This is a genomic window from Sinorhizobium americanum (genome assembly GCF_001651855.1).
Classification (GTDB): Bacteria; Pseudomonadota; Alphaproteobacteria; order Rhizobiales; family Rhizobiaceae; genus Sinorhizobium; species Sinorhizobium americanum.
Genome location: NZ_LNQC01000056.1, coordinates 1 through 16,115 on the forward strand (window position 1 = coordinate 1; position 16,115 = coordinate 16,115).

11 protein-coding genes are annotated in these 16,115 nt (G+C 61.8%); 9 read left to right on the plus strand and 2 right to left on the minus strand.

What is annotated here, in order from left to right; genetic code table 11:
• Positions 1-118: 118 nt before the first annotated feature.
• Positions 119-1,408, minus strand: a complete 1,290-nt coding sequence (gltA, locus tag ATC00_RS16110) for a citrate synthase (RefSeq protein WP_064253570.1) — start codon at positions 1,406-1,408, stop codon at positions 119-121.
• A 317-nt stretch (positions 1,409-1,725) separates the two neighbouring features.
• Between gltA and ATC00_RS16115 the strand changes: the two genes are divergently transcribed.
• The 9 genes from ATC00_RS16115 to exoR all read left to right on the plus strand — a co-directional run bounded on the left by ATC00_RS16115 (position 1,726) and on the right by exoR (position 15,317).
• Positions 1,726-4,173 carry a ComEC/Rec2 family competence protein gene (locus ATC00_RS16115; RefSeq protein ID WP_064253571.1) on the plus strand — a complete coding sequence of 816 codons (2,448 nt, stop codon included), beginning with the start codon at positions 1,726-1,728 and terminating at the stop codon, positions 4,171-4,173.
• A 192-nt stretch (positions 4,174-4,365) separates the two neighbouring features.
• Complete coding sequence (gene exbB, locus ATC00_RS16120; protein WP_064253572.1) at positions 4,366-5,328, plus strand: tonB-system energizer ExbB; 963 nt, start codon at positions 4,366-4,368, stop codon at positions 5,326-5,328.
• Between the two features lie 6 nt (positions 5,329-5,334).
• Positions 5,335-5,760 carry a TonB system transport protein ExbD gene (gene exbD / locus ATC00_RS16125; protein WP_037384564.1) on the plus strand — a complete coding sequence of 142 codons (426 nt, stop codon included), beginning with the start codon at positions 5,335-5,337 and terminating at the stop codon, positions 5,758-5,760.
• 213 nt (positions 5,761-5,973) lie between these two features.
• The gene (locus tag ATC00_RS16130) at positions 5,974-6,633 is read left to right on the plus strand and encodes a protein-L-isoaspartate O-methyltransferase family protein (protein WP_064253573.1); all 660 of its coding nucleotides are present in this window, start codon (positions 5,974-5,976) and stop codon (positions 6,631-6,633) included.
• Positions 6,634-6,914: 281 nt separating this feature from the next.
• Positions 6,915-8,282 (plus strand): outer membrane channel protein TolC, encoded by a 1,368-nt coding sequence (gene tolC, locus ATC00_RS16135; RefSeq protein WP_037384553.1) that lies wholly within the window; start codon positions 6,915-6,917, stop codon positions 8,280-8,282.
• A gap of 266 nt (positions 8,283-8,548) precedes the next feature.
• A complete protein-coding gene (locus ATC00_RS16140) occupies positions 8,549-9,373 on the plus strand; it encodes a PopZ family protein (RefSeq protein ID WP_064253574.1) in 825 nt (274 codons plus the stop codon).
• Positions 9,374-9,578: 205 nt separating this feature from the next.
• On the plus strand, positions 9,579-12,422 hold the full coding sequence (locus tag ATC00_RS16145) for a valine--tRNA ligase (protein WP_064253575.1): 2,844 nt from the start codon (positions 9,579-9,581) through the stop codon (positions 12,420-12,422).
• A 438-nt stretch (positions 12,423-12,860) separates the two neighbouring features.
• The gene (locus ATC00_RS16150) at positions 12,861-14,063 is read left to right on the plus strand and encodes an OmpP1/FadL family transporter (RefSeq protein WP_064253576.1); all 1,203 of its coding nucleotides are present in this window, start codon (positions 12,861-12,863) and stop codon (positions 14,061-14,063) included.
• 447 nt (positions 14,064-14,510) lie between these two features.
• Positions 14,511-15,317 carry an exopolysaccharide production regulator ExoR gene (gene exoR / locus ATC00_RS16155; RefSeq protein ID WP_064253577.1) on the plus strand — a complete coding sequence of 269 codons (807 nt, stop codon included), beginning with the start codon at positions 14,511-14,513 and terminating at the stop codon, positions 15,315-15,317.
• 5 nt (positions 15,318-15,322) lie between these two features.
• Here exoR and xth read toward each other — a convergent pair whose 3' ends face one another.
• On the minus strand, positions 15,323-16,105 hold the full coding sequence (gene xth / locus ATC00_RS16160; protein ID WP_064253716.1) for an exodeoxyribonuclease III: 783 nt from the start codon (positions 16,103-16,105) through the stop codon (positions 15,323-15,325).
• Positions 16,106-16,115: the final 10 nt, after the last annotated feature.

The following is a 16,115-nucleotide window of genomic DNA, read 5'->3' on the forward strand; positions in this document are numbered from 1 at the left end:
GACAACGACCGACGCCGCGCCTTGTAGGCGCGGCGAGGATATCCTTTGCTTGACAGACCCAGCCCAAAAAGAGAAGCCCGGCCATTCTTGACCGGGCTTTTTTCGACGGGCGCTGCGATCAGCGCTTGGAGAGCGGCACGTAGTCGCGCAGCGGTGCGCCGATGTAGAGCTGGCGCGGACGCCCGATGCGCTGTTCCGGATCCTCGATCATCTCGTTCCACTGGGCGATCCAGCCGACGGTGCGGGCAAGCGCGAAGAGCACCGTGAACATCGTAGTGGGGAAGCCCAGCGCTTTCAGCGTGATACCGGAATAGAAGTCGATGTTCGGGTAGAGCTTCTTCTCGATGAAGTACTCGTCCGTCAGCGCGATGCGCTCGAGTTCCATCGCGACTTCGAGAAGCGGATCGTCCTTGTGGCCGAGTTCGGCGAGCACCTCATGCGTCGTCTTCTGCATGATCTTCGCGCGCGGATCATAGTTCTTGTAGACCCGGTGACCGAAGCCCATCAGGCGGAACGGATCGTTCTTGTCCTTCGCCTTGGCGATAAATTCCGGGATGCGGTCGACCGAGCCGATCTCGGCGAGCATGTTGAGGGCCGCTTCGTTGGCACCGCCGTGAGCGGGACCCCAGAGGCAGGCAATGCCGGCGGCGATGCAGGCGAACGGGTTTGCGCCCGACGAGCCGGCAAGCCGCACCGTCGAGGTCGAGGCGTTCTGCTCGTGGTCGGCGTGCAGGATGAAGATGCGATCCATCGCCCGCGACAAGACCGGGTTCACCACATATTCCTCGCAGGGCACGGCAAAGCACATGCGCAGGAAGTTCGAGGCGTAGTCGAGATCGTTCTTCGGATAAACGAAAGGCTGGCCGATGTGATACTTGTAGGCCATTGCCGCAATCGTCGGCATCTTGGCGATCATGCGCAGCGACGCGACCATGCGCTGATGCGGGTCGGTAATGTCGGTGGAGTCGTGATAGAAGGCCGACAAGGCGCCGACGCAGCCGCACATGACGGCCATCGGGTGCGCGTCGCGCCGGAAGCCGGTGAAGAACCGTGACATCTGTTCGTGAATCATCGTGTGATGCGTCACGCGATAGTCGAAGTCGTCCTTCTGCGCCTTCGTCGGCAACTCGCCGTAAAGAAGAAGATAGCAGACTTCCAGGAAGTCGCCGTGATCGGCCAGCTGCTCGATCGGGTAGCCGCGATGCAGCAGCACGCCCTCGTCGCCGTCGATATAGGTGATCTTGGATTCACACGATGCCGTCGACGTGAAGCCGGGGTCGTAGGTGAACAACTTGGTCTGCTTGTAAAGCGAGCCGATATCCACCACGTCCGGGCCGATCGATCCCGATCTCACTGGCAGGTCCGCTGCTTTTCCATCGATTGAGATTGTCGCGCTTGTTCCTGACATGGGACCCTCCGTCTTTTGGCGCTGTGGCACGTCGTCCTATGCCACCAAATTAAGCGTTGCGAATTTGCTATATGATTTACTTTCGACTGCCAAGCTGTACGAAAGGCAAATTGTGCGATGCGAAAATGTGCATATGGCGGCGCAACAATCGCATGGTATGGCAATATATCCGCAAAGATCAATGATCGCTAATCTCACGGCTTAGGCTGGTCAGTTCAGCTCTGCCTATTTTTTTGGCAGGTAGTCTTACGATTGCAATAAGGTTCCTTTGGTTGCAGGATCGGTGCGGGCGGCCAGAGGGGGCAGAGCAGAGCGAAATGCGGGAGGGGCAGGGACCGGCAGTAATGCGCGACGCGGAGCGCGGCGCATGGAGCCTGTCAGCCGCCGACTTTGTCGTCGATACGCGCGAAAACCCGCAGATCAAGGCGCACAGCGGTTCCGTCGTAAAGGCCGATCGCCGCTCTTACGCCGGCCGGCTTCGATCTCGGACCGCCGCCGTTGCCGGTTCTCTGCGCGCGATGCTGCGCGAGGAAGACGATTTCGGCCATGGCTTCGTGTTGGTTCCGGTGCTTCTGGCGCTCGGGGCGCTTATCTGGTTTTCGCTGCCGGAGAACGTCGGACTTGCCAAACTCGCACCGCCGCTTTGCGTTTTCGGCATATCTGCATTGCTGTGCCGGGGGAAACTGCGTGCGTGGCGGCCGCTCTTGCTCGCGCCAGCAATCGTGGTCGCTGGTATGCTGCTTGCGGTGATCGAAACGCGCCGTGTCGATACGGTCATCCTTGATGGCCCGGTGACGACGAACCTGCGCGGCACCGTGCTCTCGCGCGAGCCGGACGACAAGGGGCGGTGGCGCTATCTGGTCGAGATCGTCGGCACCTCGGAGCCGACGCTGCGCAGGCCGCCCGGGCAGGCGACGCTGGTGGCCCGCAGTCGCCACGAGCCCTTCGCCATCGGCTCGGCCATCGAAGGCAAGGTTCGTCTCTCGCCGCCGTCCGGACCGGCGCTCCCGGGCCTCAACGATTTCGCCTTCGATGCCTATTTCAAGGGCGTGGGCGCCGTCGGCTTTTTCTACGGTGCGCCGCACAGGCCGTCGGACGCCAACGGCGATCTCTCCTTCTCGTTGCAGATGATCGCCCGCCTGTCGGCGTTGCGGGAAACGGTCGGCAATCGGATTCGGGCGGCAATCGGCGGCGACACCGGCGCCATCGCTGCAGCATTGGTAACCGGCGAGGAGCGCGCCATCAGCCGGGAGATCGTCGAGACGCTGCGGGCCGCCGGCCTTTCGCACGTCCTGGCGATTTCCGGGCTCAATATGGTGTTGGCAGCGGGCACCTTTCTCGTCGGTGCCCGAACCCTGCTGAGCCTGGTTCCCGGCCTTGCGGCGAAGCGCCCGATCAAGAAATACGCGGCCGCCGGCGCGCTCACCATGGTCTTCTTCTACATTCTGATTTCCGGCGGTGCGGTGTCGGCGCTCAGATCCTGGATCATGATCTCGATCATGCTTGTCGCCGTCCTCTTCGACCGCGTCTCCATCAGCCTGCGCAATGTCGCGCTTGCCGCGCTGATCATCATTGTATGGTCGCCCTCGGCCGTGGCGGGTCCCGGCTTTCAGATGTCCTTTGCCGCGACACTGGCGCTTGTTGCCGGCTACGCTCGCTGGCGCGACCATCGGCTACGGAGTGCAGAGGAGAGGCGTTCTCGGCTGAACCTCGGCCAGGTCTCCGGTCCCGTCGTCGCTACCGTCGCGACGTCGCTCATTGGCGGACTGGCCACTGCCGTCTATGCGGCAGCGCATTTCCAGCGGCTGCCAGCCTACGGACTGCTCGCCAATGTCCTGACGACACCGCTGATCGGCATTCTCATCATGCCCTTTGGCCTCTTTGCCATGCTGCTCATGCCTTTCGGGCTGGAATATTACCCCTTGATGGTGATGGGGCAGGGGCTGGATTGGATGCTCACCGTCGCGCGCTACGTGGCGACGCTCGACGGTGAGTGGGTCACCGGACGTATTGGCGCGGCAGGTTTCTTCCTGCTCGCTTTCGGCGGCGTGTTGCTCTGCGTTCTCAGGACCCGGCTCGCCTTCGCCGGTGCGGCGTTGATCCTCGTGGGCGGGTTGTCCGTCGCGTTGGACCGCCAGGCGGAACGGCCCTCCATTACGATTTCCGAAGACGGACAACTGGTCGGCCTGATCGCCGAGGACGCGATTGCGACCAACAAGGCACGTCCGCCGGCGTTCATCTTCTCGCAATGGCAACGCGCGCTTGCCCTTGAGAGCCACCTTGCGCCTGTCGAAGCGTCCGCCGAAGGCCGCGTCCGGGAGGGTGTCGATCGCTCCGCGCGGAGTGCTCCAGGCGCTCAACCCGCCAACAGGATAGCGAGTGGGAACGCCATGCCGTATCTGGCTGCGGCGAAGCCGGGCGCCTTTATTTGTCGCAAGGGCGAGTGGTGCGTCGGTCGCAGCCGGCAAGGTTGGGCGGTTGCGGTGATAGAAGCACCGGATGCCTTCGCGGAGCTGTGCGGCCGCGTCGACCTGATGGTTGCCGCGACAAGGCGGGCGTTGCCGGTCTGTTCGTCGGGCAAAACGCTGGTGTTTACCGGCAGGACGTTGCGGCAGACCGGCGCGATCGAGATTTATGCCGACGCGGCGCAGCCTGCTCGCATGCGCGTCATGACGTCTTTTCTATCGACGCAGAGGCCGTGGCAGCAGCACCGCCGCTATGATTGGCGCAGTGACAGTTTTTCCTCCGAACCGCCCGCGTTCTAAAGGGTCTGCAGCGCCGTTTCGGCGTTGCCTCGCCATTATTCCTGATTATTATACTCCAGATATCCTTGTCATCCGAGCCGGCTTTGCGTAAAGACCGTGCCGGCGAGGAAGTCTGGCCGCTTGCGACCAGCGCCCTCGATTGCCCGAAGCGCCGACGTTGATCGGGAAGCGCGCGAAATAATGAGGAACGAGATGTCGAATCGGAGCCGACCGACCCAGAACCTGTTGCTGGCGGCGACACTTGCCATTTTCCTTTCCGGCCCGGCCATGGTCGCAGCCCAGACGGAACCATCGGCGCCAGTCGGCGAGCAGACCGTTGCCCCGCTGCCGGCCGAGGGTGGAAGCAGCCCGGCGCCCGTAACGGCGCCGGCGCCGGCCGAAGGCGGCGCGATCGCCGCCGAAGGCGCGCCGAACCTTCCGCACGACCTGTCGCCGGTCGGCATGTTCCTCGCCGCTGACGTGGTCGTCAAAAGCGTGATGATCGCACTCGCCCTGGCCTCGGTGGCGACTTGGGCGATTTTCTTTGTGAAGACCCTGGAACTCGCCTTTGCGAAGGTGCGGATGAAGCGCGCGGTACGCGCGTTGACGGCGGCAAACGGTCTGGCAGCGCTGAAACTCGACCGCAAGGCAGGGGTTGCGGGCGAAATGATCGCCGCCGCCGTCGATGAGATGGCTCGTTCCGAGGCGGTCCTGGACCAAGCGCCGGCGACAGGCGTCAAGGAGCGCGCCGCCTCGCTGCTTTCCCGCATCGAGATCCGCGCCGGCAAGAGGATGAGCGCCGGCACCGGCGTTCTGGCTTCGATCGGCTCGGTCGGTCCCTTCGTCGGTCTGTTCGGCACCGTCTGGGGAATCATGAATTCCTTCATCGGCATCAGCAAGGCGCAGACGACCAATCTGGCGATCGTCGCGCCCGGCATCGCCGAAGCCCTGCTGGCGACCGCCATCGGGCTTGTCGCTGCCATTCCGGCAGTGGTGATCTACAACTACTTCGCCCGCTCGGTCGGCGGATACAAGCTCATCCTGGCGGATGCCGCCGCCGCGGTTGAGCGGCTGGTAAGCCGCGATCTCGATCACCGCCAGATCCGCAAGCCTCAGCCGCGCCGGCAGGACGGTTACGGCCATGGTGCCGATGCGTCGATCGCCAGGATCGGGTGAGCGGATATGGCGGGACGGATATCTGAAGGCAGCGGCGACCTCGACGAGAACAGCGAGATCAACGTCACGCCGTTCATCGATGTGATGCTGGTGCTCCTGATCATCTTCATGGTGGCTGCGCCGCTGGCGACGGTCGACATGAAGGTGGACTTGCCGCAATCCGTCGCCAGGCCGACGCCGCGTGACGACAAGCCGGTATTCGTGACCTTGAAGGCGGATCTGTCGCTGGCGATCGGCAATGAGGAGACGGGACGTGACGCCTTCGTCGCCGAACTCGATCGAATCACCAACGGAAACAAGGAAACCCGCGTTCTGCTTCGCGCCGACCGGCTGGTCGACTACGGCGAGTTGATGACCGTCATGAATCTCATCCAGGGCGCGGGCTACGGCAAGATCGCCCTTGTCGGGCTCGAGGCCGCTCCCGGCCGCTGACGATCCCGTCGCACCAACGCCATCAAGCAACCGCATTCGAGCCGCCGGCCTTTCGCTGGCGGCTTCCTTTTTGCGGGCCGAATGCCGCGGTCGCTTGAAACCCGCGGTGCGGCGAATTATGAGCTTAGGCATGTGGCTCTCACGCAGCCAGGCTAGATCGCGCGGAATTCCCAAGATGGCGGCGCCGCGCCCATTCGCACACGAGGCAGCATCATGAACTTCGAAGCAGCGCGCATTAAGATGGTGGACAATCAGATCCGCACGACGGATGTGACCTCCCACTCGGTTCTGACTGCCTTTCTCTCCGTGCCACGCGAGGAATTCGTGCCGGCGAAGATGAAGGAACTGGCGTATATCGACACGGATATCGCGCTCGTCGGCGGCATCACCCCGCGCTACCTCATGGAGCCGTCTCCGCTGGCAAAGCTGCTGCAGCTCGCCCAGATCACCAAATCGGACAAGGTGCTCGAGATCGGCTCGGGGACGGGCTATGCTTCCGCCCTGCTGTCGCTCATCGCCGGCTCGGTCGTGGCGCTGGAGAGCGACGAGGCGCTGGCGGCTACGGCGACTGAGACGCTGGCGCGTCTTGGCTATGGCAGCGTCAGGATGGCAAGAGGCGATCTCACCAAGGGGTACGCCGCCGAAGCGCCCTATGACGTGATCTTCATCAACGGCGCGGTGGAGACGATTCCCGCTTCTCTTTTCGAGCAGCTTCGCGACGGCGGTCGCCTAGTCGCCGTGGAAGGGTTTGGTAACGCATCGCGTGCGAAACTCTACATGCGAGAATCGGGCAGGACTTCCGAGCGATCCGATTTCAATACGTCCGTGAAACCGCTGCCCGGGTTCAATCGCGAGCGGTCGTTTATTTTCTGAGGTGCCACTTATTGAGGCATCTCAGCACACGCCTCTCTGGCTGAAATTTGCAATGTTGCCAATCGGCAACGTGTCATGTGTTTCTTTTTGAAATGCCCCCCTCGCATGCAGTGTACGGTTGTCGTAAGGTCGAATCCGGGGTTCAAAGTGGAACGACGAGGTGATTTGCCCGCCGAGGGGCGGCTGGGCGGATTGCCGCATGGGGATTGAACAGGCCGCCCACGGGGATTTGGTCTGCTGGAAATTGCCGGGTGCGTGACGCCCGGCTGAACGGAGGGAAGATGGTGTCGATTGTCCGCAAAGCAGCCTTGTGGGCGGCTGTCTCGACCAGTGTATTGCTTGCGCCGCACGCCGTGCTCGCTGAGACGATCTTCGGGGCAATGGCCAAGGCCTATGCGAACAATCCGGATCTCAATGCCGCGCGCGCCGGCCTCAGAGCTACCGATGAGGGCGTTCCGATCGCGAAGTCCGGTTACCGCCCCCAGGTTTCTGCCTCTGCAACCGGGACGCTGACGCGCATCGACGCCGAAACCGGTAGGCGGGATACGCATGATGGGCAGGTCGGCATTTCGATCACCCAGACGATCTTCGACGGATTTCAGACCTTGAACAACGTCAGGGCGGCGCAGTCGGACGTCTTCTCCGGACGGGAGACACTGAAGGCTAACGAGATCCAGATTCTTCTGTCGGCTGCCCAGTCCTATGCGAATATCGCTCGCGACCAGCAGATCGTCTCCATTCGCCGTCAGAACCTCGCCTTCCTCCGCGAACAGTTGAACGCCGCCCAGGCGCGTCTCGATGTGGGCGAAGGCACTCGGACCGACGTGAGCCAGGCGGAAGCCGAACTCGCCAACGCGCAGTCGCTGCTCGTCGCTGCGGTTGCCCAATTGAAGCAGAGCGAAGCGGTCTATGTTCAGATCGTCGGCGCCGCCCCGACGGGTATCCGTCAGCCCCGTCCGGCAACGAAGGGCATGCCGCGATCTCTCGATCAGGCAGTTGCCACCGGCCTGCGGGAGAACCCGCAGATCCTCGCAGCGCAGTACAATGTCGATTCGGCGGGCTTCCAGGTAAAATCGGCCGAGGGCACGATGCTGCCGGGCGTCGTCCTCCAGGGATCGGTTACACGCAATACCGGCAATTCCGGCACGGGCATTGATGACACCACTGCGAGCGTCACCGCCCGTCTTGAAGTGCCGATCTACCAGGGTGGCGCTGAATACGGCCAGATTCGCCAGGCGAAGGAAGTTCTCGGTCAGCAGCGCATCCTCGTCGACTCCGCGCGCGCCTCGGTGCAGCAGACGGTCGTTTCCGCCCATGCGCAGCTCGAATCCGCGCTTGCCCGGATCACCGCCAGCCGGTCGCAGATCTCGGCCGCGAATCTTGCTCTGGAAGGCGTCATCGAAGAACGCAAGGTCGGCCAGCGCACCACGCTTGATGTGCTCGATGCGCAGCAGGACGTTCTGGATGCGCAGGAATCACTTGCCGCCGCTCAGCGCGATGCCGTCGTGGCGAGCTACGCCCTGCTTGCGGCCATGGGCAAGCTGACCGTCGCGGTTCAAGGTCTGCAAGTGGCCGAGTATCGTCCGGAACAGCACTACGAAGCCGTCAAGGACAAGTGGTTCGGCCTGCGTACCGTAGACGGACGCTAAAGTTTCAGCCGCATCGTTCTCCTTGAGCCGCCTTCGGTTCAAGGAGAGGGATGATGTTGCCAAGTAGTATGGCGCGCCGTGGGCTACCACCGGTGCGCCATTTGCTTTCGTAGCCTTGGCACCTCCTTTAAAAAACAAATCTGTGCAAGAATTTCCTCAGCTGATTCGCGACATTTGTTTCGTTCGCGAACTCACATAAGGTTCGTTCGAAATCGGCACGCGGACCGCTTCTGACATGCGATTGTCCGCAGCAAACGAGGATTGAAATGGCACAGCTCAATGTCGCACGAGAACCTTCGATGGATGAGATTCTGGCATCCATTCGCAAGATCATCGAGAACAACGAGCCTGGTCTGGCCGGCGCCTCTGCACCGCAAACATTCGAGGACGGCTCTGACGACGAAATCGAGTTGACGATCGACTCCGAAATCGATGCTGAGGCACTCTCGTCCGAACACCGCGTTCCGTCCCGCATCTCCCTGACGGACGCCGAGCCGGCCAATAGCGGCGCGGGAGAGGCGACGGCATCCTCTTCGTCGCCGCTTTCCCTTGCGGACGTGGCGGCGCGCGTGCGGGCGGCCTCCGAGCGCCATGCATCGCATTACGCCGCTAAGGAGCCTTCAATGCTCGAGCGGGCCAGTTCCGTAGAGCAAAACCCGGTGGAGAAAAGTCCGGCAGCGGAGAGCCCGGTGATCACATCGCGGATGGCATCCGTTCCGTTTTCGAATGCGCCCTCGGCCGCGGCCGAGAAGCTGTCCGAAGGCGTGTCGCTGCGCAGCTTTGCCGAAGAGCCCGTGGCTATGGCGGCGGTTCCGTCAGCGCCGGGCTACCCGTTCGTTCCGGAAGCAGCCGGGAGAAGCGACGAGGTCGGCGGGGCGATCCTATCGCCCTCCGTCGGTCGGCAGGTGGCGCGTGCTTTTGACGATCTGGCCCATGCGGTGGATCAGGGGCCGCGGCGGTCTTTCGACGAGATCGCCGAGGCGATGCTTCGCCCGATGCTGCAGGAATGGCTCGACGACAATCTGCCGACGCTGGTCGAGAAATTGGTGCGCGAGGAGATCGAACGGGTCGCGCGCGGTCCCCGGCGCTAAAGCCTTGCGGAACTCCTAAAGGGCGACCGAGCGCTGCTTCTGAGCCTTCGGTGCATCGAGCCGTTCAGAAAAAGACGGCTGGCGGACATCCTTGAGTTGACAGGCCAAAGCCGTGATCGTCGCGGCTTTTTCCCCGTTTGTGTTGACTTGGACGGGCCGTTCCGGTTTACAAACCCTGACATCAATCTCGAAAATCGGTCAAAGAATGCTCGACAAGACCTACGATTCCGCATCCGTCGACCCACGTATCGCCAAGAAGTGGGACGATGAAAACGCGTTTCGTGCCGGCGCCGGCGCAAAGCCGGACGCCGAAACCTTCTGCATCGTGATTCCGCCGCCGAACGTCACCGGCTCCCTGCACATGGGTCACGCTCTCAACAACACCCTGCAGGACGTCATGGTGCGCTTCGAGCGCATGCGCGGCAAGGATGTCCTTTGGCAGCCGGGCATGGACCATGCCGGCATCGCCACGCAGATGGTCGTCGAGCGGCAGCTCGCTGAGCGCCAGCTGCCGGGTCGTCGCGACATGGGACGTGAGGCCTTTATCGACAAGGTCTGGGAATGGAAGGGCGAATCCGGCGGCCTGATCTTCAATCAGTTGAAACGGCTCGGTGCCTCCTGCGACTGGTCGCGTGAGCGCTTCACCATGGATGAGGGGCTGTCCGAAGCGGTCGTCGAGGTCTTCGTCAGCCTCTACAAGGAAGGCCTGATCTATCGCGACACGCGTCTCGTCAATTGGGATCCGAAGTTGCAGACGGCGATTTCGGACATCGAGGTCGAGCAGGTCGAGGTCAACGGCCACCTCTGGCATCTGCGCTATCCGCTCGAAGAGGGCGTCACCTATCAGCACCCGGTCGCCTTCGACAACGACGGCAAGGCCACCGAGTGGGAAACCCGCGACTATCTGGTCGTTGCCACCACCCGTCCGGAAACGATGCTCGGCGACACTGGCGTCGCGGTGCATCCCGATGACGCGCGCTACAAGGGGATTGTCGGCAAGCACGTCATCCTGCCGATCGTCGGACGGCGCATACCGATCGTCGCCGACGAATATCCGGACCCGACGACAGGCACCGGCGCTGTGAAGATGACGCCGGCCCACGACTTCAACGATTTCGAAGTCGGCAAACGCCGGGGGCTTCGCCAGGTCAACGTGCTGACCGCGGACGGCCGGGTCACGATCACCAGCAACGAGGACTTCCTCGAGGGTCTCGATCAGCCCGCAGCGCTCCACGGCGCCTGGGATGAGCTTGAGGGCAAGGACAGGTTCGAGGCGCGCAGGCTGATCGTCGAAACGCTCGAGGCCGCCGGTCTCGTTGACCATATCGAGCCGCACAGGCACGTCGTGCCGCATGGCGATCGCGGCGGTGTGCCAATCGAGCCGCGCCTGACCGAACAATGGTATGTCGACGCAAAGACGCTGGCCAAGCCGGCCATAGCTTCGGTCAGGGAAGGGCGCACGAGCTTCGTCCCGAAGAATTGGGAGAAGACCTATTTCGAGTGGATGGAGAACATCCAACCCTGGTGCATTTCGCGTCAGCTCTGGTGGGGCCACCAGATCCCGGCCTGGTATGGTCCGGATGGCCAGGTTTTCGTCGAGAAGACCGAGGAAGAGGCGCTGCACGCGGCAATTCAGCACTACATCGCGCATGAAGGACCGATGAAGGCCTATGTTGAGGACCTGCTCGAGAACTTCAAGCCGGGCGAAATCCTGACGCGTGACGAGGATGTGCTCGACACCTGGTTCTCGTCCGCCCTCTGGCCCTTCTCGACGCTCGGCTGGCCGAGCGAGACGCCGGAACTCGAAAAATACTACCAGACCGACGTTCTGGTCACCGGCTTCGACATCATCTTCTTCTGGGTGGCGCGGATGATGATGATGGGCCTGCATCTCATGAAGGACGCCGACGGCACGCCGGTCGAGCCGTTCCACACCGTCTATGTCCATGCGCTCGTTCGCGACAAGAACGGGCAGAAGATGTCGAAGTCGAAGGGCAACGTCATCGACCCGCTCGAACTGATCGACGAATACGGCGCCGATGCGCTACGCTTCACGCTGGCGATCATGGCGGCCCAAGGACGGGACGTGAAGCTTGATCCGGCCCGCATCGCCGGCTACCGCAACTTCGGCACCAAGCTCTGGAACGCTACGCGTTTTGCCGAGATGAATGGCGCCACGAGCAGCGAGGGCTTCATCCCGGAAGCCGCCTCGCTGACGGTCAACCGTTGGATTCTGACCGAACTTTCGCGCACCATCCGCGATGTCACCGAGGCGATCGAGGGATATCGCTTCAATGACGCGGCGGGAAGTCTCTACCGCTTCATATGGAACCAGTTCTGCGACTGGTATCTCGAACTGTTGAAGCCGGTCTTCGGCGGCGAGGACGAGACCGCCAAGCGCGAATCGCAGGCCTGCGTCGCTTACGTACTGGACGAGACCTACAAGCTCTTGCATCCGTTCATGCCCTTCATGACGGAGGAGCTCTGGGAGAAGACCTCCGGCCCGGGCCGTGAGCGCGCGACGCTGCTCTGCCACGCCGAATGGCCGGCCGCCTTTTACGCGGACGATCTGGCCGCGGATGAAATCAATTGGCTGATCGATCTCGTCTCGGGGATCCGTTCGGTCCGGGCGGAAATGAACGTCCCGCCGGCGGCGATGGCGCCGCTGGTCATCGTTGGCGCCAAGGGCTTGACGAGCGAGCGGCTCGATCGGCATGGCCCGGCGATCAAGCGGCTGGCGAGGGTGGAGAGCATCGAGTACGCGGCGGTGGCGCCGCGCGGCAGCGCCCAGATCGTCATCGGCGAAGCGACGGCCTGCCTTCCGCTCGGCAGTCTAGTCGATCTGGTGGCAGAAAAATTGCGCCTCGAGAAGTCTATTGCCAAGGTCGAGGCCGAGCGCGAGAGAATTCTCGGCAAGCTGGCCAACGAAAAGTTCGTCGCCAATGCGAAGCCGGAATTGGTCGAAGCGGAGCGGGAACGCTTGGCCGAACTCAACCTGCAGAAGGACTCGCTCGGCGTTGCACTAAGCCGCGTTTCGGAAGCGGGTTAGGCCAGTTCAAGCTTGGATATGATAGTCCGCGGCAGAAATGCCCCGGACTTTTTCGTATCGAAGGCAACTTCGAATCAGTTTCCCCATTGGTCGATCAAGCTGCGAATTACACGCGTGGGTTTTGTTGCGGCGTTTTCCCACGGACAGCGGCGGGTTGTTTTGCAAAAAGCAATATTGTTGTCGTGACGTCACACATTGCTGCATTGTTGGAAAACTCTTCTAATTTGGCGGAAATCATACTCCACATGAGAAAAATCATTCCTCATTATTTGGAATGAGGCCGAATCATGAAATTCTTACGTAAATTTTATGACTGAATTCGTCGCCTTTAGTCCTCCGACTACGAATTGCCAATCACGGCATCGTGACGAATAGTCAGCCCAATTGCGGTGGCGCGAGGTGAACGCCGCATTCATTGAAATGCAGGGGAGGAGCTGAATGGCTCGAAATGGACTGAAGAAGAGCATTCTCGCAGCGGTTGCCGGAGTGCTCGTCGCGTCGGCTGCGCAGGCTGGGGGGCTCGAGCGCAGCGGCTACAATATCGATCTCTTGTTCGATCCCTCAGATTATGCGGCGGAAGCGACGGCGACTTATGTCAACCCGCAACGCGAGCTGAAGGACGTGGAGGATATCAGGCCGGGCAATGGGGTCGGGTCAGACGGCATAGGCGGCGGCAGCACCAGCGTTCAGGATACAGAGAGTTATTGGGCGCCCCGCGTGGGCGTAAAGGCTGGTTTGGGTGACAGCGTTGACTGTATGGCGGACTACTCCCAGCCTTGGGGCGCCCATACCAATCCTGGCAGGAACTGGATGGGCGCCAACGACAATATCGAGACCAAGGTCGAAAGCGATAACTACGCGGCCACCTGTTCTTACAAATGGGATATGGGTCCGGGCTTTGTCCGTTTGATCGGCGGTGCGTTCTATCAGGAGGTTGGCGGCTTTAAAGAGCGGCTCGTCGCGCCTGGTGCCATCGGTCGGCTGGACTTGGAGGGTTCCGGATGGGGTTGGCGAACTGGTGTGGCGTATGAAATTCCTGAATACGCAATGCGCGCCAGCCTAGTCTACAACAGCGCAGTCGATCTGGATGACCTATCCGGTACAATCGATCTGCGTCAGTTTGCGCCGATCGGCGTCAAGTATGACGTTTCCGGTTCCGCCTCGATGCCGGATTCGTTGGAACTCAAGGTGCAGACTGGTATTGCTCCCGGATGGCTGGCGTTTGGCTCGGTCAAGTGGACCGACTGGAGTCAACTCCAGGTCCTCAACTTCTGCCCAGCAACGGGATCTCCGCTTCCGTGCACAAGCCTCGATCTGCTCTATCAGGACGGTTGGACGATCACCGGCGGCATCGGCCACAAGTTCAACGATCAATGGAGCGGCGCGGTCAGCGTGGCCTGGGACCGCGGCACGAGCACCGGGATTGGTACGCAGACGGACACTTGGACGCTCGGCACGGCTGTTACGTATTCCCCAACGCAGAACGTCGAACTGCGGCTTGCCGGCATCGTCGGTATCCTGACCAGCGGGGAGTCAGGCCCTACGACCTATCAGGGAACGACCTACGGCAACGAAGCGAGATATTCATTCGACAACGACTTCGTCGGCGCGATCTCGACATCGCTAAAAGTCAGGTTCTGATTTCCATCGATCATCATTTCAAGGCCCGGTTCTGCCGGGCCTTTCTTTTGGCGGACGGGCGCATTTCGGCCGCCGCTTATAAGCAATCGCGAATGTGACGATTCAGCAACACATTTATTACTATGCTTTGCTAGTATCCGCCCCGTGTCGAATATGTCCATTTCCCGCCACAAAATGGGAGCAGCGATAATAGCGACAAACGTGCGAGTGCCGTGTTTGCGTTTGAGGTGAACTGAGTTTGTGTGCCGCCATGACATCCCTTAGCAACTGGCGCTTGGCGCGTGGTCGGGCCGATATCGATCGCGACGGCGCTGGCGTGCGCGGCAACCGAACCAGCCGGCTGGCGTTGATACGCCAGGACGCTGAAGCGGCACGGGGCCGGGGACTGGTCGATGTGCATGGTGATTGGGTCGGCATAGCCGGTCGGGACGGAAGAAGCTGATTGTGATGCGCGCGGGTGAATTAAAGTCGCTGAAAATGGCGGTGCTGGGCATGTCCCTGGCGGTTGGCGCCACCGCTGCAGGACCGGCGCGAGCCTTCGATCCATCCGCGGGCGTGACAAAGGAGTCGGGTCCGTTCGCGCTCTTCAAGTTCGGCTTCTCCGCCTATAAGAGCGGTCGCAAGGACGAGGCGGTCGAGGCCTACCGCTATGCCGCCGAGAAGGGCCATACGGGGTCGCGCTGGGCGCTTGCCAACATGTACGCCTATGGCGATGGCGTCGCGGAGAACGATCTCGAAGCATTCAAGATCTACAGCGAGATCGCCCAGCAGGGCGTCGAGCCCGGTTCCGAGGATACCGGCTATTTCGTCAACGCGCTGATCGCGCTTGCCGGCTATTACCGACGCGGCATTCCGGACAGCCCGGTCGAGGCTGACCTGCCGCAGGCGCGGCAGCTCTATTTCCAGGCGGCATCGACCTTCGGCATCGCCGAAGCGCAGTTCCAGTTGGCGCGGATGCTGCTTTCGGGCGAGGGCGGCACCGTCAATGTTCAGCAGGCCAAGAAATGGCTGAACCGGGCGCGCAAGAACGGCCATGCCGGTGCCATGGGCGTCTTCGGAAACGTCATCTTCCAGGAAGGCCAGACGGTGCGCGGCCTCGCCTATATGACGGCGGCGCTCGACCAGTGTTCGCCGAAGGACAGGCCGTGGCTCCAGTCCATGCAGGAGCAGGCCTTCTCGCTTGCGACCGAGGACGACCGCCGCGTCGCGATCGCCATGGCCGAGAACATGCATCACCACCAGGCCGACGAGTAAGCCCCTTAGAAAGCAAATTCGGCAGCAACCGGCACGTGGTCGGACGGCTTTTCCCAGGCGCGGACATGCTTTTCGATCGATGTGGAAACCAGCTTGTCGGCCGCCTCGGGCGACAGCATCAGGTGGTCGATGCGGATGCCGAAATTCTTCTGCCAGCAGCCGGCCTGATAATCCCAGAAGGAATAAAGCGGCACCTCATCCGTCGTGGCGCGCACCGCATCGGTGAGGCCGAGATTGCGCATCTGCCGAAAGGCTGAACGCGTCTCAGGCAGGAAGAGCGCGTCATTGCGCCAGACATTAATGTCCCAGCAGTCATGAGCCTCGGGAATGACGTTGTAGTCGCCGGCGAGGATCAGCGGCTCTTCGAGCATCAGCCTCTCCTTGGCGAAGGACGTGAGCCGCTGCATCCATCCGAGCTTGTAGGGATATTTCTCCGTGCCGACCGGATTGCCATTCGGCAGATAGAGGCAGCAAACGCGAATCGATCCGCCTGCAACGGAAAAGACGCCCTCGATGAAGCGCGACTGCTCGTCGGAATCGTCGCCCGGCAGTCCGCGGTTCACTTCGTCAGGCCGCAGCTTGGAAAGCAGCGCCACGCCGTTGAAGCCTTTTTGACCGTGGGTTTCGATATGATAGCCGAGCGCCTCGATCTCCTCCCTCGGGAACGCATCGTCGACCGACTTGATCTCCTGCAGGCAGGCGATGTCCGGGTTCGATGCCTTGAGCCAGGCAACGAGACCGTCGAACCGCGCCTTGATGCCGTTGATGTTCCAGGTGGCGATCTTCATGGGCCGCATC